The following is a 20,048-nucleotide window of genomic DNA, read 5'->3' as shown; positions in this document are numbered from 1 at the left end:
AAACCATGACATCTCGCTGGACCACTGCAGTACTGGACACCGATCAACCCGGCGGCTGGGCCGTGGCGCGCAGCCCGGAAGGCTTTCTGTTCGATGACAACGGCGCACTGTTCCCCCGGGAATGGCTCAAGCGTCAGGACTTGTCGGTCCTCGCCGAGCACGGCATTGGCCATCTCGACGGTGAGCCGGTGTACTTGCTGGAACTGCACAACGCCAGCGAAGTGCCGGGTTGTAACTGGAAAGGCCTGCGGGCGTTCATGCTCGATGGCGAGCACACGATCTACAAAGTCCTCGGTTACGCCGCACAGATCGGTACCTGGGCGCGCGAGCATCGTTTCTGCGGTAATTGCGGCCAGGCGATGACGCAGGTACCGCGCGAGCGGGCGATGTATTGCCAGCCGTGCGATCTGCGCAGTTACCCGCGGATTTCACCGAGCATGATCGTACTGATTACCCGTGGCGACGAGATTCTGTTGGCGCGCTCACCGCGATTCGTCACCGGGGTCTACAGCACGCTGGCCGGATTCGCTGAACCTGGCGAGTCGGCCGAGGATTGCCTGATTCGTGAAGTGCGCGAAGAAGTGCAGATCGAGGTGCAGAACATTCAGTACATGGGCAGTCAGTGCTGGCCGTTCCCGCATTCGATGATGCTCGGCTTCCATGCCGAGTACGCCGGTGGCGAGATTGTCTGTCAGGAAGACGAGATCGAAGACGCCCAGTGGTTCAACGTGCACGACCTGCCGCCGTTGCCGGCGTCAAAGTCGATTGCCCGTTACCTGATCGACGTCTACGTGGCGCGACGCTTAGGCCACGCTGAACCAGTGCTGCCAGGCTAAACGTACGGTCAAACCCAGCACCACGGTGATGAACACCGGGCGAATGAATTTGGCGCCGCCGCTGATCGCGGTTCGCGCGCCAAAGAACGCGCCGACCATCACCGACAGGCCCATGCTCAGGCCGATGATCCAGTCCACCTGCCCGGAAAACACGAACACCGACAGCGCCGCAATGTTGCTGACGAAGTTCATGCTGCGCGCCACGCCGCTGGCCTTGACCAGATCGATCGGGTAGAGCAGCAGGCTGCTCACTGTCCAGAACGCGCCCGTGCCGGGGCCGGCCACGCCGTCATAGAAACCGAGGCTGAAGCCTTGGCTCGATTGCCATTTCTTTTTGATCGGTGCGTCGCTGTCCAGCGGCGCTTTTGGCGTGCCGCCGAACAATAGATACAGGCCGCAGGCAAACACAATCACCGGGAGCATCTTGTTCAGCCATTCCGCCGGCAGGTAATGCGCGACGATGGCGCCGGCCAGGGCGCCGACCAGTGTGCCGACGATGGCGTGGGTCCACTGACGCGGGTGGAACAGCTTGCGTTTGTAGAAGGTGAAACTGGCAGTGGCCGAGCCGAACGTCGAGCTGAGTTTGTTGGTGCCGAGCACCAGATGCGGCGGCAGGCCAGCGGTCAGCAGTGCGGGCGTGGTCAGCAGGCCGCCACCGCCGGCGATGGCATCGATGAAACCGGCAATGAAAGCGACAAAGGCCAGAATGGCGAGGGTGGTGAGGTCAACGCTGAGTTCGAAAGGCATGGAATCGGCTTATTCGGCAGGGCGCAGATTTGGCTGCGGGGAGGGCGGTCATGTTACCTGTATCCAACTGTTGCGGCGAGCTATGGCTTTGCCCGGATCGCTTCATTGAAATGCCTGTTTAGCAGCGGTGGCTAGTTCGAATCAATATAAAAACCTGTCAGGTTTAACAGGTGCCAGATTTTGTATGGAAAGCGAGCATTGATCCTTCTCGCTGTCGCGCGAGGAAAAAGGCAATTAAAGGAGAATGGATGATGGAATTCATTGTTGACCTGCACGGAACTGCCGAAACCGAACAAGACGCTCGGGACAAAACCATCAAAAACCGAACCGAGGCTGGAAAAATCCTTTTGATTACGAACGTTCAGATGCACCCCAAAAAGCACTCGGCAACTGTTACCTACGATTATCGGGAGGATCCAGATTTTGATTGGGAGAAATATTATTCGGATCAGGACCTCGAGGGCAGGGGGTAACTCGACACGGTAACCGGTCAGGAGAACTGATAGGGACAGGCCTGCTGGCGATGCCGATCGGATATTCAACACATTCGTTGAATGACGGTGCGCTATCGCTAGCAGGCTAACTCCCACAGGGGATTTATGTGAATTTACAGGCCGAGTTCGGTCAGCCCCGGATGATCATCCGGGCGGCGGCCCAGCGGCCAGTGGAACTTGCGTTCGCTTTCCTTGATCGGCATGTCGTTGATGCACGCGTAACGCTGGAACATCAGGCCTTGCTCGTCGAACTCCCAGTTTTCGTTGCCGTAGGAGCGGAACCAGTTGCCCGAATCATCGTGCCATTCATAGGCGTAACGCACGGCGATACGGGTATCCGAGTAAGCCCACAGTTCCTTGATCAAACGATAATCCAGTTCTTTCGCCCATTTACGGGTCAGGAAGGCCTTGGCTTCTTCACGGTTGTTGGCGAATTCGGCGCGGTTGCGCCATTTGGTGTCGAGGGTGTAAGCCAGCGATACCCGTTCCGGGTCGCGGGAGTTCCAGCCATCCTCGGCCAGGCGAACTTTCTCGATGGCCGATTCACGGTTGAAGGGTGGCAATGGCGGACGTACCTGGGCTGCAGTAGACATATCAGTCTCCCGATCTAATTAATAATTGAACAACAAGTCCGGCTTATTAAGGCGTTACAGGTCCAATAACTTTCGCGCCATGCATTGCGCATTATCGGCGGCACTGTGATCACCCATCACAAGCGCTACGGTAATGGCACCGTCAATCAGGATCAGCAGCTGTTTGGCCAGCAGTTGCGGATCCTCGGCGCCATGTTCGGTACACAGCTCGCACACGTAGTCGAGCAGCTTCTGTTTGTGTTCTTTCGCCACCAGCCGCACCGGGTCCTGCGGGTCACCGGTTTCGCCGCTGGTGTTGATGAACGCGCAGCCGCGAAAGCCTTCGGAGGCGAACCAGCTCTTGAGCACGGTAAACAGGTTAAGCAGGCGATCGGCCGGGGTTTCGGCTTGATCGACAGCGCTTCTGTACCAGTGCATCCAGCGCACGTCGCGACGTTGCAGGGCGGCGACGGTCAGCGCGTCCTTGTCGGCAAAGTAACGGTAGATGCTTTTTCTGGAGACGCCGGCGGTTTTCACCAGAAGATCCATGCTGGTGGCAGCGATGCCACTTTTGTAGATCAACTTTTCGGTGACATCCAGAATGATGTCGCGTGTGTCATTGCTAGTGATTTCGTTCATGTGGCGAACAGTAGAACGATTGTTCTCCTTGGTCAAGCGGGTATTTTTGTCGACTGTGAAATCGTCTTCGCGAGCAGGCGCGCTCCCACAGTGGAATGCGTTTCAAAGGTGGGAGCGAGCCTGCTCGCGAAGAGGCCATTACAGACACTAACAAGACCCGAAGGATGTGATGGTGTAAGCTCTCGGGTTCTTCGGATTCGACCCATTGCGAGCCCTATGCCGTTGCTTTTCAAACGTTCCTTGCTGCCCAAATTGCGCAGCTTTCCGCTGACCGCCGAGGCCGTGACCATTCTGTCCGGCGCCGCCGAGTTTCGTCGTTGCCTGCTGGAGAAAATCGCCACGGCGACCCAGCGCATCTACATCGTTGCGCTGTATCTGCAGCAAGACGAAGCCGGTCAGGAAATCCTCGATGCCTTGCACGCCGCCAAGCTCAAGCGCCCCGAGCTGGAGATCGCCGTGGTCGTCGATTGGTTGCGCGCCCAGCGCGGGCTGATCGGCGCCGGCAAGCAGCCGGGCAATTCGGCGTGGTATCAGGAAATGACCCGCACGCACCAGAGCGAAGTGCCGGTGTACGGCGTGCCGGTGCAGACCCGCGAGTTGTTCGGCGTGCTGCATTTGAAGGGTTTTGTGATCGACGACTGCGTGGTCTACAGCGGTGCGAGCCTGAACAACGTTTATCTGCACAAGTTCGACAAGTACCGTTTCGACCGTTATCACGTGCTGCACAGCGCTGAGCTGGCCGACTCGATGCATCACCTGGTCAAACATGGCCTGATCGAATCCAAAGCCGTGCATCGCCTCGATCTGCCGAACCTGCCGACCACACGCAGCCTGCGCAACGACATCGGCGATCTGCGCAGCCGTCTCAAGTACGCGACGTACGACACCGCCAATGGCAGCGTCGCCAGAGACGGCCTGTCGGTCAGCCCGTTGCTCGGCGTCGGCAAGAACAACCCGTTGAACCGGGCGATTCTCGAATTGATCGCCAGCGCGCAAAAACAGCTGACCATCTGCACCCCGTACTTCAACCTGCCGTTGGGTGTGATTCGCGAGATCAACCGAGCGCTGGCCCGTGGCGTGAAGATCGATATCGTGGTCGGCGACAAGACCGCCAACGACTTTTATATCCCGCCGAGCGAGCCGTTCAAGGTGATCGCGGCATTGCCGTATCTGTACGAAATCAGCCTGCGCCGCTTTGCCAAGCGCCATCAGCGCAACATCGACAGCGGTCAGTTGAACCTGCACCTGTGGCGTGACGGCGACAACACCTATCACCTCAAGGGCATGTGGATTGATCAGCGCTATACGTTGCTGACCGGCAACAACCTTAATCCACGAGCGTTTCGCCTGGATCTGGAAAACGCCTTGTTGATCGATGATCCAAAGGGCGAATGGCTGGAGCCACGGGCGAAGGAACTGGAAGAGATTTTCCGCCATACCACGCGGATTGACAGCTTTCAGAGCCTGGAGACGCTGCCCGAATACCCGGCCGGGGTGGCCAAATTTCTCAAGCGCGTGAGTCGGGTGCGGATTGAGCGGTTGCTCTACCGGATTTTGTAAGGCTTTAAATTTGTAGCGGTCATACAACCGCTATCGCGAGCAGGCTCACTCCTACATTTGGAACGCGTTCCCCTTGTAGGAGTGAGCCTGCTCGCGATAGGGCCTTAACAGACGCTAAAAAACTTAGTTCAGCCCCAACTTGCCACGCAACGTGGACAGATCTTCCGCCAGTGTATTCACCGGCCCAACCAGCGCTTTACGGTCGTTATCCTTCACCTTGTCATACGTCTCGAAACCACCGTCCTTGGTTTTGTACTTGGCCAGAATCTTGTCGACGGTGGCAAAGTTCTTGTCGACCTTCGCGACAAAAGCCTTGTCCTGCTGCTCGATCTGCGGACGGAACAGATCAACGATTTTCTTCGCGCCGTCGATGTTGCCCTGGAAGTCATACAGGTCGGTGTGGCTGTAGCGATCTTCTTCGCCGGAGATCTTGGTCGCGGCGACTTCTTCCAGCAGCGCGGCGGCACCGCCGACCACTTTCTCCGGCGGGAAAGTCAGGCCGGCGACGCGGGTCTGCAGATCTTTTACGTCGCTGTTGAGCTTGTCCGCCAACTCGTTAAGGCCCTGAGTGCTTTTTTCCGAGAACAGCGAGTATTCGATGCGGTGGAAGCCGGTGAAGTCGTCAGCCTTTACGCCTTTCTCGTGGTCGTCGACACGGGAGTCGATGGAGGCATCGAGGTCACTGAACAGCTCGGCAATCGGCTCGATCGACTCGTAGTAAACGCGGGTTGGCGCGTAGAGCTTTTGCGCGGTGGCCAAATCACCTTTCTTCACCGCATCGGTGAATTGTTGGGTGTGGCTGCCCAGCTCATCCAATTGCTCGGTGACGTAAATCTTGTAGTCCGAAACCGGCCCCACCAGATCCAGCGGTGCGGTGGCAGCGAATGCCGACAGCGGGGTGTTGAGCAAACCAAGGGTCAGCAGTAACGCGAGTGGGGTCTTTTTCATCGGGGGCGGCTCCAGTGTCGAGATTGTTTTATGCGGCTGTTTTCGGTTGTGTGGCGTTGAGCAGCGAGCGACCGATAAAGTCCTTGTCGCCCGTGACACCCGGTAGGGTAAAGAAATAGCCGCCGCCGACCGGTTTGAGGTATTCCTCCAGCGGCTCGCCGTTGAGGCGGGTCTGCACGGTGATAAAGCCTTTTTCCAGATCGGCCTGGTAGCAGATGAACAGCAGGCCCATGTCGAGCTGGCCGTTCTTGTTCACGCCATTCGAATAGTTGAACGGCCGGCGCAGGATCAGATTGGCCTGGCTCGCGGCGGTGCGCGGGTTGGCCAGGCGAATGTGCGCGTCGAGCTTAGTCAGCTTGCCGGCCGGGTCTTTGCTGTAATCCGGGACTTCAGTCTCATGCTGCGCACCCATCGGCGCGCCGGTGGTTTTGACCCGGCCGATGATGCTTTCCTGTTCCTGCAATGGCGTACGGTCCCAGCGCTCGACAAAGTTGCGGATGATCCGCACCGCTTGATAGCTGCCGTGAGCGGCCCAGGCCGGTTCGTCACTGCCCGGTTGCACCCAGACCAGGCGATCCATGGCTTTAGCGTCGTTGGAATCGGGGTTGGCCGAGCCATCGCGGAACCCCAGGAAGTTACGCGCCGATTGCGCCGGCACACCGGCTTTTGCCGGGGCTTGCGGCGGTACGCTGCCTTCCTGCTTCCAGCGCACCAGCAGCAGGTCGGGAAGGTTTTTGACGATATCGCGCAGGGCGTGAATGTTGGTGTCGGCGGTGTTCGAGCAGAACTGCAGGCTCAGGTCACCGTGGCAGCAATCGGCGTCCAGCGCATCGTTGGGAAACCCGACCATGCGCATCAGGCGTTTGGGCTTGGCGTCGGCCAGACCGAAGCGCTCGTCGAACAGCGACTCGCCGACCGAAACGGTGATGGTCAGGTTGTCCGGGGTTACATTCGGGCCGAGGATGCCGGAGTCCGGCGGCGGCAGTTTCGGATCAATCTGCGCCACCGGGCCGCCCTTCATCAGGAACGCGATGCGCTCGTTGAGGGTGCGGAACAGCCGCTCCAGATCTTCACGATCACTGGCCAACACGTCGAACGATACGAGCATGCCCGACGCCGGCCGCGGGGTGACGATGCCGGTCTGGTGGATGCCGTGGAAATCGTGACGGTCTTCGGTCTTGTCACTGCTCGGTGCTTCGGTGACTTGTGCCGGCGCGGCGGCCATGGCCGGACAGCTCAGGGCCGAGCCGGCGAGGGCGACACCGGCGGCGCCCATGCCCATCAGGACACGGCGACGTTGCAGGTTGAGTGGTTCGATATCTTTCATCGTCAAATCGTCTTCTGCTTACAGGCCGGAGAGGCCGAGGGCGGGATCAATGCCATCCAGAGCGTCGGCCAGAGCCTGGGCCTTGTCGGCAATCTGCTTGCGTTGTTCGCCGCTGATGGCGTCGTAACTGGCGTAGCCGTCCTTGATCTTGTAGGTGTCGAGTTCGCTGTCGAAATCCGCCAGTGCCTTATCGATTTTCGGCAGCAGGTCAGCGGCTGATTTGCTCAGCATCGGCCGCAGCAGATCGACGACTTTGTGCGCGGTTTGCACGTTGGCAGCGAAACCGTTGAGGTCGCTGTGGCTGTAGCGTTCTTCTTCACCGCTGGCAGCACGGACGTCGGCCAAGGTGTTGAGGTTGCGCACGATGATGCTGACCAGTTGCTCCGGTGGCAGGCTTTGAGCGAGCAATTGCTGTTTGAGCGTGGTGACATCGCTGAGCAGGCGCTGGGCAACGGGCGTCAGTTGGTCGAGATTGCGTTGCTGGAACAGTGCGTATTCGATGCGGTGGAAACCGACGAAGGCCGGATCCTGTTCGCGCTTTTCGAAGTAGTCGGCGCGGGCGTTGATGCTGTTGTCCAGTTCCGCCAGGCGTTGCGCGGCAGGGGCCAGACGTTGATAAGCCGCGCGCGCCGGTAAGTACAGCGCTTGAGCCTGACTCAAGTCGCCGCTTTCAATCGCTTGATCGAGCGCGGTCACGGCTTTGATCAATGCGTTGCTCTGGCTGGCCAGGTACACGCGAAATTCCGACAATGGCCCAACGAAGGCGACCATCGACGGCTTGGCTTTGGCCGCAGCATCAGAAGCGGCAGTCGGCGTCACGTGCAGGGTGCCGCGCGGGTTGCTCAGCAGGCCGCAGGTGATCGCGTAATCGCCCGGCTGCAGGTTGGCGTTGATCACTTGGCTCAGGCCCGGCGCAATGTTTTCCCGCTCCTCGACAACGAGCACGCCGTCGAGGATTTCCCATTCCACGGCGCGGTCGGAGCGGTTGACGATGCGGAAACTGGCGCGACCGGCCGGCACCGTCAGCGCGTTGGGTTCGCAATTGCCCGGATGAATGTTCACCACCACTTCATCGTGGTTGTGCTGACGCTTGGCCGCAGCCATTTTCGAGGCGTAATAGAACAGACCACCGGCGGCGATCATCACCACCACCGAGCCGGCCACCGCCCAACGCAAGGCGCGAGGAGGGGAGGCCTGAGGAGTATTAGGCTTTGACATGAATGCCCTTATTGGCTGGAAACGAAAGACGATTGTGCGGAGGGCTTCGGCGCGGGAGCCGGGTAAAAGAACATCACCAGCGCCACCAGCAGATAAAGCAGATACGCACCGAGGGTGCTGACAGTCGGCGCATCCTGATAACCGAACATGCCGGCGAGCACCGAGCCCAACGGGCCATCCATCGGCAGCGTCGCGCTGAAGTCGAACAGCACGGTTTGCAGGTGATTCCACAACCCGGCTTCATGCAACGCCTGCACCGAGTTGGCGAGAATCCCGGCGGCCACCACCAGAATGAACAGGCCGGTCCACTTGAAGAACGCCGAAAGATTGAGGCGCATGCTGCCGCTGTAGATCAGGAAACCGACGATGATCGCCAAAATCAGCCCGAGCAGGGCACCGATCGGCGCGCCGGGGCCTTCACTTTGCTGGAATACCGCGAGCAGGAAGAACACCGTTTCCAGGCCTTCGCGAGCGACCGCGAAGAACACCATGGCGATCAGTGCGATCACCTGATGTTTCGAAGAGGTCAGCGCGTGATCCAGCGAGGCTTGTAGCGAATGCTTGATCGAGCGCGCGACCTTGCGCATCCAGAACACCATGGAGCTGAGAATGCCTACGGCCACCAGCCCGACCACGCCTTCGAACAGCTCCTGCTGCTTTTGCGGGAACTCAGCGCTGACCAGCTCCAGACCACCGCCGACCAGCAGGGCGAGGGCGGCGGCGAGAAATACGCCGATCCACACGGCAGGCATCCATTGACCACGGCCAGTCTGTTGCAGGTAGCTGGCGATAATGCCAACGATCAGCGCGGCTTCAATGCCTTCGCGCAGCATGATCAGGAAGGGAACGAGCATTCGGTGTCCAACAAGTCATTCGAAGAGGTTACAAGTTGTAACATAATGACAAGCATTCTCACATGACAATGATTGGCATAAACCTGAACACAAGCTGAACAACCTAAATTTTCGCCTCACACAGATCCCTGTAGGAGTGAGCCTGCTCGCGAAAGCGGTGGCTCAGAAAAATCAATGTTGACTGACACGACGCTATCGCGAGCGGGCTCACTCCTACAGGGGATTCGTGTTGAATTCATGTCCTGCGGTAAGATGCCCACCACTCAAAAACAACAAGGTTTACCGCGCTCCATGTCGGAAAAAGACACCATCGCCGTGCAACTGGTGCGTGAAGCGCTGCTGCAAAGTTGCGCCCCGGGGGCAGCCACCGAAGAAGTCTTGAACAAGGTCGGGATTGCTCCGGCGTTGCTGCAAACCGAACAAGGCCGGGTGCCGGCGTCGCAATACGCGAAACTCTGGCGGCTTCTGGCACGCCGTGGCGATGACGAGTTCTTTGGCATGGACCCGCGCAAGCTCAAGTCTGGCAGCCTCGAATTCCTCTGTCGCAGCGCGATGGCGCAACCGACGCTGGCAGCGGGTTTGAACACGGGGCTGAGCTTTCTGTCGCTGATGCTGGAGCGCATGCCAGCGCAATTGGTGCATCAGCAAAGTCTGGCGGAGATCGTCCTGCTGGAGGATGACCACGAACCGCGTCGCGCCTTCACCTATTTCACCTACTGGATGATCGTCCACGGTGTGGCCTGCTGGCTGGCGGGGCGGCGGATTCCGATTCTGGCGATCGAACTGCGCTGTGCGGCGCCGGCGTTCACCGATGACTATCGAGTGATGTTCTCGGAAAACCTGCGTTTCGAGCGTCCACGCACGCGGATGATCTTCTCTGCCGATTGCCTCGATCTACCGATCAAGCGCACCGCCGAAGAACTGAAACGCTTTCTCGCCCACGCCCCGGCCAACATTCTGGTCAAGTATCGCGACCCGGAAAGCCTTGCTAGTCGGATCAAGCACGATCTGCGGGAGTTGCCGGCCGAGCAGTGGCCGGAAACCGAGGCCCTGGCCCAACAGTTGTGCATGTCGGCTTCGACGTTGCGCCGGCGCTTGGCGGAAGAAGGGCAGACCTACCAAGGGCTCAAGGACAGCGTGCGCAAAGAACTGGCGATTATCTGGCTGGCGGAGCCTTCGATCAGTTTTGTCGAGATTGCCAGCCGCTTGGGATTTGCCGATGCGAGTTCGTTCTACAAGGCGTTTCGCAAATGGTCGGGGTCGAATCCGGGCCACTATCGCCAACTGATCCTGAATGAGGTTGTCTGACCCGGCCTCTTCGCGAGCAGGCTCACTCCCACAGGGGAATGCATTTCAAATTGTGGGAGCGAGCCTGCTCGCGATAGCGCCATTCCAAGCGCCACAAAACTAAAACCTTGGCCAAACCAGTCAGCCACATTGATGGCTTTGACCATTGCCCCAGCCCCCGCACAGCGCGACTATCCCCCTGTTGTTTACGCTTCCCAGCCTAATAAAAAACAGAGGGATTCTGGCAATGCGCGATTACTTGTCTGCCACTGAACAGTTCAACTATCAGCACACCGTGGATGCCGCGCTCAGCGGTACGCTTGCGGCGCTCAACGCCTGCGTCGAATGTTGCGACCGTCATGCCTTGCCCGGGCGCATTGCGCTGTTCTGGGAAGGCCGCGACGGCGCCAGTGCGACGTACACCTTCAGCGACCTGCAGGACAAAACCGCGCGTTTCGCCAACTTCCTCCTCGCCCAAGGTGTGCAGAAGGGCGACAAGGTCGCCGGCCTGCTGCCGCGCAACATCGAATTGCTCATCACCGTGCTCGCCACCTGGCGCATCGGCGCCGTGTATCAACCGCTGTTCACCGCCTTCGGCCCCAAGGCCCTCGAACATCGCCTGAACAGCTCCGGCGCCAAAGTCGTGGTCACCGATGCGGTCAACCGGCCGAAACTCGCCGAAGTCGCTGACTGCCCGACCCTCGTGACCGTTGGCGGCGCCAAAGGCCAGGGCATCGTCCGTGGCGACTTCAGCTTCTGGGCCGAGCTGGCCAATTACTCCAATGTCTGCGAACCGGTCCTGTTGACCGGCGAAGACCCGTTCCTGCTGATGTTCACCTCCGGCACCACCGGCCCTTCGAAAGCGCTGTCGGTACCGCTCAAAGCCATCGTCGCGTTCCAGAGTTACACCCGCGATGCGGTAGACCTGCGTCCCGAAGACGCCTTCTGGAACGTCGCCGATCCGGGTTGGGCCTACGGCATCTATTTCGGCGTCACCGGGCCATTGTCGATGGGCCATCCGATCACTTTCTACGATGGGCCGTTCACCCTCGAAAGCACTTGCCGGGTGATCAACAAGTACGGCATCACCAACCTCACCGGTTCGCCCACCGCCTATCGCTTGCTGATCGCCGGTGGCGATGAATTCGCCAAGTCGATCAAGGGCAAGTTGCGCATCGTCAGCAGCGCCGGTGAGCCGCTGAACCCGGAAGTCATCCGCTGGTTCGCCGACAACCTCGGCGTGGTCATCCACGACCATTACGGCCAGACCGAACTGGGCATGGTCCTGTGCAATCACCACGGCCTTGATCACGCGGTGCACGTTGGTGCCGCCGGTTTCGCCTCACCGGGTCATCGCATCGTGGTGCTCGACGATCAGTACAACGAACTTGGTGTCGGCCAGCCGGGCATTCTCGCCATCGACCGTCCGCAATCGCCGATGTGCTGGTTCGGCGGTTACGAAGGCGCGCCGACCAAGGCTTTCGTCGGCGATTACTACCTGAGCGGTGACACCGTGGAATGGAACCCGGACGGCAGCATCAGTTTTGTCGGCCGCAGCGATGACGTAATCACCACATCGGGCTACCGCGTAGGCCCGTTCGATGTCGAAAGTGCGCTGATTGAGCACCCGGCGGTGGTCGAAGCGGCCGTCGTCGGCAAGCCGGACCCGGAGCGCACCGAACTGGTCAAAGCCTTCGTCGTGCTGAGTGCGCAATACCGCGCCGCCCCGGAGCTGGCCGAAGAATTGCGCCAACACGTACGCAAACGTCTGGCCGCGCACTCATACCCGCGTGAAATCGAATTTGTCAGCGAATTGCCCAAGACCCCAAGTGGCAAATTGCAGCGCTTTATCTTGCGCAACCAGGAAATCGCCAAGGCTCGAGAGGCCGCGGCGCATAACGTTTCAGCTTGAATCAGGAAGTCCAGTCATGCAGATCGAAAACAAGGTTTTTATCGTCACCGGCGGCGCGTCCGGCCTGGGTGCCGCCACCGCTGAATTGCTGATCAGTACCGGCGCCAAAGTGATGCTGGTGGACATGAATGCCGAAGCTGTCGCCGCACAGGCGCAGCGTTTGGGCGCGCAAAGCGTCGTTGCCGATATCAGCAACGAAGCCGCCGCTGAAGCTGCCGTGCAGGCTACCGTCAAAGCCTTTGGCAGCCTCAACGGTCTGGTCAACTGCGCCGGTATCGTCCGTGGCGAGAAGATCCTCGGCAAGAACGGCCCACATGCACTGAGCAGTTTCGCCCAAGTGATCAACGTCAACCTGATCGGCAGCTTCAATATGTTGCGCCTGGCCGCTGCGGCCATCGCCGAAGCCGAGGCCAATGCCTACGGCGAACGCGGCGTGATCATCAACACCGCCTCGGTCGCAGCGTTCGACGGCCAGATCGGCCAAGCGGCGTATTCCGCTTCGAAAGGCGCGATCGCCAGCCTGACCCTGCCGGCCGCCCGTGAGCTGGCGCGCTTCGGCATCCGCGTGATGACCATCGCCCCGGGCATTTTCGAAACGCCGATGATGGCCGGCATGACCCCGGAAGTCCGCGATTCGCTGGCCGCCGGCGTACCGTTCCCGCCGCGTCTGGGCAAGCCTGCCGAGTACGCCGCGCTGGTTCGGCACATCATCGAAAACAGCATGCTCAACGGCGAGGTGATCCGTCTCGACGGTGCCTTGCGCATGGCCGCCAAGTAAGGAGGATTTGTCATGACTATTTCCAACGATCCGATTGTCATCGTCAGCGCCGTGCGCACGCCAATGGGCGGCTTTCAGGGCGAACTGAAAAGCCTCACCGCGCCGCAACTCGGTGCTGCTGCGATCAAGGCTGCGGTTGAACGTGCCGGTGTTGCCAGCGACGCGGTCGATGAAGTGCTATTCGGTTGCGTGCTGCCTGCGGGCCTCGGCCAGGCGCCTGCGCGTCAGGCTGCATTGGGCGCCGGGCTGGATAAATCGACCCGCTGCACCACGGTCAACAAGATGTGCGGTTCGGGCATGGAAACCACCATTCTCGCCCATGACATGCTTATAGCTGGCAGCGCCGATGTGGTGATCGCCGGTGGCATGGAAAGCATGTCCAACTCGCCGTATCTGCTGGATCGTGCTCGCGCCGGTTATCGCATGGGCCACGGCCGCGTGCTCGACTCGATGTTCCTCGACGGCCTCGAAGACGCCTACGACAAGGGCCGCTTGATGGGCACCTTCGCCGAAGACTGCGCCGAGACCAACCACTTCAGCCGCGAAGCGCAGGACGCCTTTGCTATCGCCTCGACCACCCGCGCGCAGCAGGCGATCAAGGACGGCAGCTTCAAGGATGAAATCGTTCCGCTGACCGTGACCGTCGGCAAAGAGCAGGTGCTGATCAGCCACGACGAGCAGCCGCCGAAAGCCAAACTCGACAAAGTGGCCTCGCTGAAACCGGCGTTTCGCGAGGGCGGCACGGTGACGGCGGCGAACTCCAGCTCGATCTCTGACGGCGCGGCGGCTCTGGTGCTGATGCGTCAGTCGCAGGCACAGAAACTCGGGCTGAAACCGCTGGCGGTGATCCATGGCCACGCTGCGTTCGCCGATACCCCGGGGCTGTTCCCGGTGGCGCCGATTGGGGCGATCAAGAAGCTGATCAAGAAAACCGGTTGGTCGCTGGGTGATGTCGATCTGTTCGAAGTCAACGAAGCGTTTGCCGTGGTTGGCATGGCGGCGATGACGCACCTGGAAATCCCCCATGACAAGTTGAATGTGCATGGTGGCGCCTGTGCGCTGGGTCATCCGATCGGTGCTTCGGGTGCGCGGATTCTGGTGACGTTGCTCTCGGCGCTACGCCAGAGAAAGCAGAAGCGCGGTATTGCGGCGATCTGCATCGGCGGCGGCGAAGCCACGGCCATGGCCGTGGAATGCCTCTACTGAGCCCAACACCAATCCCCTTGTAGGAGTGAGCCTGCTCGCGATGACGTCGTGTCAGTCACCACTGATTTATATGACCCACCGCTATCGCGAGCAGGCTCACTCCTACAGGGAAAGCGGTGCGACTTACATTTAAGGATTCACCATGATTCCCAACGAAGACCAAACCCAGATCCGTGATATGGCCCGGCAATTTGCCGAGGAACGCTTGAAGCCGTTCGCCGCCGAGTGGGATCGCGAGCACCGTTTCCCCAAGGAAGCCATCGCTGAAATGGCCGAACTGGGCTTCTTCGGCATGCTCGTGCCGGAGCAGTGGGGCGGTTGCGACACCGGTTACCTGGCGTACGCCATGGCTCTGGAAGAAATCGCCGCCGGCGACGGCGCCTGTTCGACGATCATGAGCGTGCACAACTCGGTCGGCTGCGTGCCGATCCTCAAGTTCGGCAATGACGATCAGCGTGAACGCTTCCTCAAACCGTTGGCCAGCGGCTCCATGCTCGGCGCTTTTGCATTAACCGAACCGCAGGCCGGTTCCGATGCCAGCAGCCTGAAAACCCGCGCACGGCTGGAAGGCGATCACTACGTGCTGAACGGTTGCAAACAGTTCATCACCTCCGGGCAAAACGCCGGGATCGTCATCGTCTTTGCAGTGACCGATCCGAGCGCCGGCAAACGCGGCATCAGCGCGTTTATCGTGCCGACCGATTCACCGGGCTATAAAGTCGCTCGCGTCGAAGACAAGCTCGGCCAACACGCCTCCGACACCTGCCAGATCCTCTTTGAAGATGTGAAAGTGCCGGTGGCCAACCGCCTGGGTGAAGAGGGCGAGGGCTACAAGATTGCTCTGGCCAACCTTGAAGGCGGTCGCGTCGGCATCGCTTCGCAGTCGGTGGGCATGGCCCGCGCGGCGTTTGAAGCGGCGCGTGATTACGCCCGTGAACGCGACACCTTCGGCAAGCCGATCATCGAACATCAGGCCGTAGCTTTCCGCCTCGCCGACATGGCCACGCAGATCGCCGTCGCCCGGCAGATGGTGCATTACGCGGCGGCCCTGCGTGACAGTGGGCAACCGGCACTGGTCGAGGCGTCGATGGCCAAACTATTCGCCTCGGAGATGGCCGAAAAGGTCTGCTCAATGGCGTTGCAAACACTTGGCGGTTACGGTTACCTCAACGACTTCCCGCTGGAGCGCATCTACCGCGACGTGCGTGTCTGCCAGATCTACGAAGGCACCAGCGATATTCAGCGCATGGTCATTTCGCGCAATCTTTAAGAAGGAATTTTGATTCATGACGTACGAAACCATTCTGCTGGAAACCCATGGCCGCGTTGGCCTCATCACCCTCAACCGTCCGCAGGCGCTGAATGCGCTGAACGCGCAACTGGTCAGCGAAGTGAACCAGGCCCTGGACGCACTGGAAGCGGATGCGAACATTGGCTGCATCGTTCTCACCGGTTCGAAAAAGGCCTTTGCCGCCGGTGCCGACATCAAGGAAATGGCCGAGCTGACTTACCCGCAGATTTACATGGACGATCTGTTCAGCGACAGCGATCGCGTGGCCAACCGGCGTAAGCCGATCATTGCCGCCGTCAACGGCTTTGCCCTTGGCGGTGGTTGTGAACTGGCGTTGATGTGCGACTTCATTCTGGCCGGTGACAACGCCAGATTCGGTCAGCCGGAAATCAACCTCGGTGTGCTGCCGGGCATGGGCGGCACCCAGCGTCTGACCCGCGCCGTCGGCAAGGCGAAAGCCATGGAAATGTGCCTGAGCGGACGCATGATCGATGCGGTGGAGGCCGAGCGTTGCGGCATCGTTGCGCGGATTGTGCCGAGCGATGAGTTGTTGGATGAAGCGTTGAAGGTTGCGGCGGTGATTGCCAGCAAGTCGTTGCCGATTGCGATGATGGTCAAGGAAAGCGTCAACCGAGCCTTTGAGGTCAATCTGACTGAGGGCGTGCGCTTTGAGCGCCGGGTGTTCCATGCGGCGTTCGCGACGCAGGATCAGAAGGAAGGGATGGCGGCGTTTATTGCCAAGCGTGAGGCTGAGTTCAAGGGCAAATAAACGCGGTGCCTGAGCTGACGCCTTCGCGAGCAGGCTCGCTCCCACATGAGGTTATCGGCGTTCACAAAATCTGTGTTCGCTGGAGATCTCTGTGGGAGCGAGCCTGCTCGCGCCCCTCACCCTAACCCTCTCCCGGAGGGAGAGGGGACTGATTGGGGGATATTTCAGATTTACGCCGACCTGGAAGTGCTTTATTGAATCCATAATCGACTCGGTCTTTCAGGTCGATGCATAGCGCCAGACACCTCGGTCGGCTCCCTCTCCCTCTGGGCGGTCCGACGTTTCGGGAGGGCTGGGGTGAGGGAAAGGGGCCAACACCGTTACAACTGATAGTTCTTCAGCTCCCGCGCAATCACCATCCGCTGAATCTCGCTCGACCCTTCATAGATCTGGGTAATCCGCGCATCGCGGTAATACTTCTCGACCGGATAATCCTCCAGATACCCATACCCGCCATGAATCTGAATCGCTGACGAACAGACCTTCTCGGCCATTTCCGACGCAAACAGTTTGGCCTGTGACGCCTGCGACAAACACGGTTTGCCCGCCGTGCGCAGTCGCGCCGCATGCAGGATCATCAGGCGTGCCGCGTTGATTTGCATGTGCATGTCGGCCAACAGATTGGCGATGCTCTGGTGCTCGTTGATCGGTTTGCCGAACTGGATGCGATCGCGCGAATACACCAGCGCCGCTTCAAACGCAGCACGGGCGATGCCCAATGCTTGCGCAGCGATGCCGATGCGACCACCTTCAAGGTTGGACAGGGCGATCGCCAGACCTTTACCGCGTTCACCGAGCAGATTGGCCTCGGGAATGCTGCAGTTGTTCAACGTCACCGCGCAGGTGTCGGAGGCGCGAATGCCCATTTTGTGCTCGGTGCGATCAACGATAAACCCCGCTGTATCGGTCGGCACCAGAAACGCCGAAATACCTTTCTTGCCCAGATCCGGATCGGTCACGGCAAAGACGATTGCCAGTTTCGCCCGTTTGCCGTTACTGACAAATTGCTTGGCGCCGTTGATCACCCACTGGCCGTCACGCAACTCGGCGCGGGTGCGCAGGTTGTGCGCCTCGGAACCGGCCTGCGGTTCGGTCAGGCAGAAGCAGCCGATGGTTTGCCCACTGGCCAGATCTGCCAGCCAGGTCTGTTTTTGCGCTTCGCTGCCGTAATTGAGCACCGGACCGCAGCCCACCGAGTTATGGATACTCATGAAGGCGCCGGTTGCGCCGTCACCGGCAGAGATCTCTTCCACGGCCAAGGCATAGGCGACGTAATCGACGTAGGTGCCGCCCCATTCCTCGGGTACCACCATGCCGAGCAAACCGAGTTCACCCATCTTCGCGACGAGCGCGTCATCGATCCAGCCAGCCTTTTCCCAGGCCTGCGCGTGCGGCGCGATTTCGCCACGGGCAAAGTCCCGGGCCATGTCGCGGATCATCACTTGTTCTTCAGTCAGTTCGAGATCGTGCATGGCTCAGCTCCCGCTCTCAGCAAACCCGTGGAAGAAACTCGCGACATGCTCTGCGTTCAGCGCAGCGAGGGTCGGCGGGTTCCAGCGAGGTGTCTTGTCTTTATCGATCAGCAGGGCGCGGACGCCTTCGATCAGGTCGCCACGGGCGAACCACTGGCGATCCAGATGCAGCTCCAGCGCGAAGCACTGTTCCAGGCTCAAGTGGCGGCCGCGACGCAGCATCTCCAGGGTCACCGCCATGGCCAACGGCGAGCGGGTTTCCAGCAGGTTTGCCGTTGTGGTCGCCCATTCGTGGCTGTTGGCAACCGTCACTGCGCGTAACTGCTCGACCATGCTTGGTACGTCCGGCAGGGCGAAGAAATGGTCGATGGCCGGGCGCAAAGCCTCAAGTGGCGCATCGGGCAAGGTTTGCACGGCGTGTTTGGCCAGCAGGTTTTGCAGGGCCTTGAGCGGTGTGTCCTGCCATTCCATCTGATCGAGTCTTTCGTCGAGCAGCGCCAGTTTGCTGCTGTCCAGATACCAGTCGGCCAAGCCGCAATACAGCGCGTCGGCGGCACGGATCTGCACGCCGCTGACCCCCAGATAGATGCCCAGCTCACCCGGAATGCGCGGCAGGAAATAACTGCCACCGACATCGGGGAAATAACCGATGGCCACTTCTGGCATGGCCAGACGGCTCTTCTCGGTGACCACACGCAGATCGGCGCCTTGCACCAGGCCCATGCCGCCGCCGAGGACGAAACCGTCCATCAGCGCCAATACCGGTTTGCGGTAGTGATGAATCGTCAGGTCGAGGGCGTATTCCTCGACGAAGAAATCTTCGTGCAGCGTGTCGCCGCTTTTGAAACTGTCGTACAGGGACCGAATGTCGCCACCGGCACAGAAGGCTTTTTCACCGGCACCGCGCAGGACCACGGCGTGAACATCGGTGTCAGTCGCCCAGGCGTCGAGCTGCCGTTGCAGCAAGCGCACCATATCGAGGGTAATGGCATTGAGACCGGCGGGGCGGTTGAGGGTCAGGTGACCGATATGATTGCGAACCTCGGCCAGCACTTCGTTTTGCGTGGCATCCATGGACGAGGTCCGCGGGGATGAAGCCTGAGCTGTCATCAGTAACTCCCTGCTTTTATTGTCTTTATTCGAGAAGCTCGCGCGCGAGCGTTAGCCGATCGTAACAGTGCAAATTTGCCCTGTACAACCGGGATATTCGCAGGGGGAGTTTGCGTTTTTACATCACCCGAATCGCCGCGTTCCTGTGTAGGAGCAGCCTGCGGCAGCGCCTACCCGGGGTCAGCGGAATGTTTCGGTAATGCTGCGCCGTTTGGCGTGCAGTTCGCTGGCGTGGATCAGCTGCTCGAGGTCTTCGGGGGTGACGTCGATAAACGCTTCCATCTCGGCCAAGGCAAGTTTCAGGTCTTCGGCGGTGATCGCCTGACTGTCGACCGGCCCAAGCACCGCCGCCGGTTCTGCCGGGCGTTTCGGGTAACGGATCCGTGTCAGGTTGTTATAGGCAAGCGCGCTGAGCAGCATGCACGCCGCGCCGAGCATCACCGGTTCCATGGCTTTCCAGTCCATGGCGATGGTCGCCGGATCCGCCAGCACCAGCGTCAGGGCCAACGCGCCAGCGGGCGGATGCAGGCAACGCAGCCAGCACATCAGGATCAGCGCCACACCCGCCGCCAGACAGGCGCTGCCAAGGGTTCGGCCAAGCACATGCGCCACCAGCAACGCGACCACGCCAGCACATAAATAGCCGCCGACAATCGACCACGGCTGGGCGAGGGCGCCGGAGGACACGGCGAACAGCAACACCGCCGATGCGCCCAGCGGGCCGATCAGGTGATAGGCGACCTCATGGCCGAATACCTGCGCGCACAACCACACACTGAACAACGTGCCCAACGCCATGCCGATGGCGGCGCGGCTCCATTCGGTGGGACGGGTGTTGATGGCGGCGGGCAACCAGCGAGCGAGCATGTGAATCCGATCCTTGTAGCAAATTCGAGGCAAAAAAAAGGACTTGTCCGGCATATCCGGAAAGCCCTCGAAGTGTTCCAACATTGGGGGAGGAACGCGCACAGTGTGCCGGGCAAACTCGATGCTGACAAATTCATATTAATGCAGATTTAGTGCATTAA

19 protein-coding genes are annotated in these 20,048 nt (G+C 60.0%); 9 read left to right on the top strand and 10 right to left on the bottom strand.

Translation table 11 applies throughout. The annotated features are described in order from the left end of the window. Positions 1 to 5 precede the first annotated feature (5 nt). Complete coding sequence (nudC, locus tag HU754_RS15505; protein ID WP_186623281.1) at positions 6 to 836, top strand: NAD(+) diphosphatase; 831 nt, start codon at positions 6 to 8, stop codon at positions 834 to 836. Here nudC and HU754_RS15500 read toward each other — a convergent pair. Then, the gene (locus HU754_RS15500) at positions 804 to 1,583 is read right to left on the bottom strand and encodes a TSUP family transporter (RefSeq protein ID WP_093432755.1); all 780 of its coding nucleotides are present in this window, start codon (positions 1,581 to 1,583) and stop codon (positions 804 to 806) included. The genes nudC and HU754_RS15500 overlap by 33 nt on opposite strands. A gap of 248 nt (positions 1,584 to 1,831) precedes the next feature. Here HU754_RS15500 and HU754_RS15495 point away from each other — a divergent pair, with 248 nt between their 5' ends. Next, complete coding sequence (locus HU754_RS15495) at positions 1,832 to 2,056, top strand: hypothetical protein (RefSeq protein ID WP_186623280.1); 225 nt, start codon at positions 1,832 to 1,834, stop codon at positions 2,054 to 2,056. A gap of 134 nt (positions 2,057 to 2,190) precedes the next feature. Here the strand turns inward: HU754_RS15495 and HU754_RS15490 are convergent, their stop codons facing one another. Together HU754_RS15490 and HU754_RS15485 are read right to left on the bottom strand one after the other, a co-directional pair. Next, a complete protein-coding gene (locus tag HU754_RS15490) occupies positions 2,191 to 2,670 on the bottom strand; it encodes a nuclear transport factor 2 family protein (RefSeq protein ID WP_186615028.1) in 480 nt (159 codons plus the stop codon). 54 nt (positions 2,671 to 2,724) lie between these two features. Further along, positions 2,725 to 3,288, bottom strand: a complete 564-nt coding sequence (locus HU754_RS15485; protein ID WP_007914737.1) for a TetR/AcrR family transcriptional regulator — start codon at positions 3,286 to 3,288, stop codon at positions 2,725 to 2,727. Between the two features lie 216 nt (positions 3,289 to 3,504). Here HU754_RS15485 and pssA point away from each other — a divergent pair, with 216 nt between their 5' ends. Next, positions 3,505 to 4,848, top strand: a complete 1,344-nt coding sequence (gene pssA / locus HU754_RS15480) for a CDP-diacylglycerol--serine O-phosphatidyltransferase (RefSeq protein WP_186623279.1) — start codon at positions 3,505 to 3,507, stop codon at positions 4,846 to 4,848. Positions 4,849 to 4,971: 123 nt separating this feature from the next. Here pssA and efeO (HU754_RS15475) read toward each other — a convergent pair whose 3' ends face one another. From efeO (HU754_RS15475) to efeU, 4 genes are read right to left on the bottom strand one after another with little or no spacing between them, the layout of a single operon-like run. Beyond that, positions 4,972 to 5,796 carry an iron uptake system protein EfeO gene (gene efeO, locus HU754_RS15475; protein WP_186623277.1) on the bottom strand — a complete coding sequence of 275 codons (825 nt, stop codon included), beginning with the start codon at positions 5,794 to 5,796 and terminating at the stop codon, positions 4,972 to 4,974. Positions 5,797 to 5,824: 28 nt separating this feature from the next. After that, complete coding sequence (gene efeB, locus HU754_RS15470) at positions 5,825 to 7,123, bottom strand: iron uptake transporter deferrochelatase/peroxidase subunit (RefSeq protein WP_186623274.1); 1,299 nt, start codon at positions 7,121 to 7,123, stop codon at positions 5,825 to 5,827. Between the two features lie 18 nt (positions 7,124 to 7,141). Beyond that, positions 7,142 to 8,341 carry an iron uptake system protein EfeO gene (gene efeO / locus HU754_RS15465; protein ID WP_186623272.1) on the bottom strand — a complete coding sequence of 400 codons (1,200 nt, stop codon included), beginning with the start codon at positions 8,339 to 8,341 and terminating at the stop codon, positions 7,142 to 7,144. A gap of 8 nt (positions 8,342 to 8,349) precedes the next feature. Continuing rightward, positions 8,350 to 9,195 carry an iron uptake transporter permease EfeU gene (efeU, locus tag HU754_RS15460; RefSeq protein ID WP_186623270.1) on the bottom strand — a complete coding sequence of 282 codons (846 nt, stop codon included), beginning with the start codon at positions 9,193 to 9,195 and terminating at the stop codon, positions 8,350 to 8,352. 291 nt (positions 9,196 to 9,486) lie between these two features. Between efeU and HU754_RS15455 the strand changes: the two genes are divergently transcribed. The 6 genes from HU754_RS15455 (at position 9,487) to HU754_RS15430 (ending at position 16,438) form a co-directional block, all read left to right on the top strand. Next, positions 9,487 to 10,503, top strand: coding sequence for an AraC family transcriptional regulator (locus tag HU754_RS15455; protein WP_186623268.1), 1,017 nt, complete (start codon positions 9,487 to 9,489; stop codon positions 10,501 to 10,503). 226 nt (positions 10,504 to 10,729) lie between these two features. Next, positions 10,730 to 12,394, top strand: a complete 1,665-nt coding sequence (locus HU754_RS15450) for an AMP-binding protein (RefSeq protein WP_186623266.1) — start codon at positions 10,730 to 10,732, stop codon at positions 12,392 to 12,394. A 16-nt stretch (positions 12,395 to 12,410) separates the two neighbouring features. Beyond that, complete coding sequence (locus tag HU754_RS15445) at positions 12,411 to 13,172, top strand: SDR family NAD(P)-dependent oxidoreductase (RefSeq protein WP_186623257.1); 762 nt, start codon at positions 12,411 to 12,413, stop codon at positions 13,170 to 13,172. 12 nt (positions 13,173 to 13,184) lie between these two features. After that, complete coding sequence (locus HU754_RS15440) at positions 13,185 to 14,378, top strand: acetyl-CoA C-acyltransferase (protein ID WP_186623254.1); 1,194 nt, start codon at positions 13,185 to 13,187, stop codon at positions 14,376 to 14,378. Positions 14,379 to 14,520: 142 nt separating this feature from the next. Continuing rightward, a complete protein-coding gene (locus HU754_RS15435) occupies positions 14,521 to 15,648 on the top strand; it encodes an acyl-CoA dehydrogenase (RefSeq protein WP_186623252.1) in 1,128 nt (375 codons plus the stop codon). A 16-nt stretch (positions 15,649 to 15,664) separates the two neighbouring features. Further along, a complete protein-coding gene (locus tag HU754_RS15430) occupies positions 15,665 to 16,438 on the top strand; it encodes an enoyl-CoA hydratase (protein WP_093432724.1) in 774 nt (257 codons plus the stop codon). A gap of 320 nt (positions 16,439 to 16,758) precedes the next feature. On the opposite strand, the gene HU754_RS15425 is transcribed toward HU754_RS15430, so the two are convergent. The 3 genes from HU754_RS15425 to HU754_RS15415 all read right to left on the bottom strand — a co-directional run bounded on the left by HU754_RS15425 (position 16,759) and on the right by HU754_RS15415 (position 19,887). Further along, a complete protein-coding gene (locus tag HU754_RS15425) occupies positions 16,759 to 17,910 on the bottom strand; it encodes an acyl-CoA dehydrogenase family protein (protein WP_093432721.1) in 1,152 nt (383 codons plus the stop codon). A 3-nt stretch (positions 17,911 to 17,913) separates the two neighbouring features. Beyond that, positions 17,914 to 19,020, bottom strand: coding sequence for an enoyl-CoA hydratase/isomerase family protein (locus HU754_RS15420; protein WP_186623248.1), 1,107 nt, complete (start codon positions 19,018 to 19,020; stop codon positions 17,914 to 17,916). A 180-nt stretch (positions 19,021 to 19,200) separates the two neighbouring features. Then, complete coding sequence (locus tag HU754_RS15415; RefSeq protein ID WP_186623247.1) at positions 19,201 to 19,887, bottom strand: HPP family protein; 687 nt, start codon at positions 19,885 to 19,887, stop codon at positions 19,201 to 19,203. Positions 19,888 to 20,048: the final 161 nt, after the last annotated feature.

It is taken from the genome of Pseudomonas zeae, assembly GCF_014268485.2.
GTDB lineage: Bacteria > Pseudomonadota > Gammaproteobacteria > Pseudomonadales > Pseudomonadaceae > Aquipseudomonas > Aquipseudomonas neuropathica.
Note: the sequence above shows the minus strand (reverse complement) of the source record. Positions and strands in the feature narration are given on the sequence as shown.

Bases quoted from the DNA above. Each gene is read 5' to 3' on its own strand.
- nudC (WP_186623281.1), top strand. From the start codon at position 6: ATGACATCTCGCTGGACCACTGCAGTACTGGACACCGATCAACCCGGC.
- HU754_RS15500 (WP_093432755.1), bottom strand. From the start codon at position 1,583: ATGCCTTTCGAACTCAGCGTTGACCTCACCACCCTCGCCATTCTGGCC.
- HU754_RS15495 (WP_186623280.1), top strand. From the start codon at position 1,832: ATGATGGAATTCATTGTTGACCTGCACGGAACTGCCGAAACCGAACAA.
- HU754_RS15490 (WP_186615028.1), bottom strand. From the start codon at position 2,670: ATGTCTACTGCAGCCCAGGTACGTCCGCCATTGCCACCCTTCAACCGT.
- HU754_RS15485 (WP_007914737.1), bottom strand. From the start codon at position 3,288: ATGAACGAAATCACTAGCAATGACACACGCGACATCATTCTGGATGTC.
- pssA (WP_186623279.1), top strand. From the start codon at position 3,505: ATGCCGTTGCTTTTCAAACGTTCCTTGCTGCCCAAATTGCGCAGCTTT.
- efeO (WP_186623277.1), bottom strand. From the start codon at position 5,796: ATGAAAAAGACCCCACTCGCGTTACTGCTGACCCTTGGTTTGCTCAAC.
- efeB (WP_186623274.1), bottom strand. From the start codon at position 7,123: ATGAAAGATATCGAACCACTCAACCTGCAACGTCGCCGTGTCCTGATG.
- efeO (WP_186623272.1), bottom strand. From the start codon at position 8,341: ATGTCAAAGCCTAATACTCCTCAGGCCTCCCCTCCTCGCGCCTTGCGT.
- efeU (WP_186623270.1), bottom strand. From the start codon at position 9,195: ATGCTCGTTCCCTTCCTGATCATGCTGCGCGAAGGCATTGAAGCCGCG.
- HU754_RS15455 (WP_186623268.1), top strand. From the start codon at position 9,487: ATGTCGGAAAAAGACACCATCGCCGTGCAACTGGTGCGTGAAGCGCTG.
- HU754_RS15450 (WP_186623266.1), top strand. From the start codon at position 10,730: ATGCGCGATTACTTGTCTGCCACTGAACAGTTCAACTATCAGCACACC.
- HU754_RS15445 (WP_186623257.1), top strand. From the start codon at position 12,411: ATGCAGATCGAAAACAAGGTTTTTATCGTCACCGGCGGCGCGTCCGGC.
- HU754_RS15440 (WP_186623254.1), top strand. From the start codon at position 13,185: ATGACTATTTCCAACGATCCGATTGTCATCGTCAGCGCCGTGCGCACG.
- HU754_RS15435 (WP_186623252.1), top strand. From the start codon at position 14,521: ATGATTCCCAACGAAGACCAAACCCAGATCCGTGATATGGCCCGGCAA.
- HU754_RS15430 (WP_093432724.1), top strand. From the start codon at position 15,665: ATGACGTACGAAACCATTCTGCTGGAAACCCATGGCCGCGTTGGCCTC.
- HU754_RS15425 (WP_093432721.1), bottom strand. From the start codon at position 17,910: ATGCACGATCTCGAACTGACTGAAGAACAAGTGATGATCCGCGACATG.
- HU754_RS15420 (WP_186623248.1), bottom strand. From the start codon at position 19,020: ATGACAGCTCAGGCTTCATCCCCGCGGACCTCGTCCATGGATGCCACG.
- HU754_RS15415 (WP_186623247.1), bottom strand. From the start codon at position 19,887: ATGCTCGCTCGCTGGTTGCCCGCCGCCATCAACACCCGTCCCACCGAA.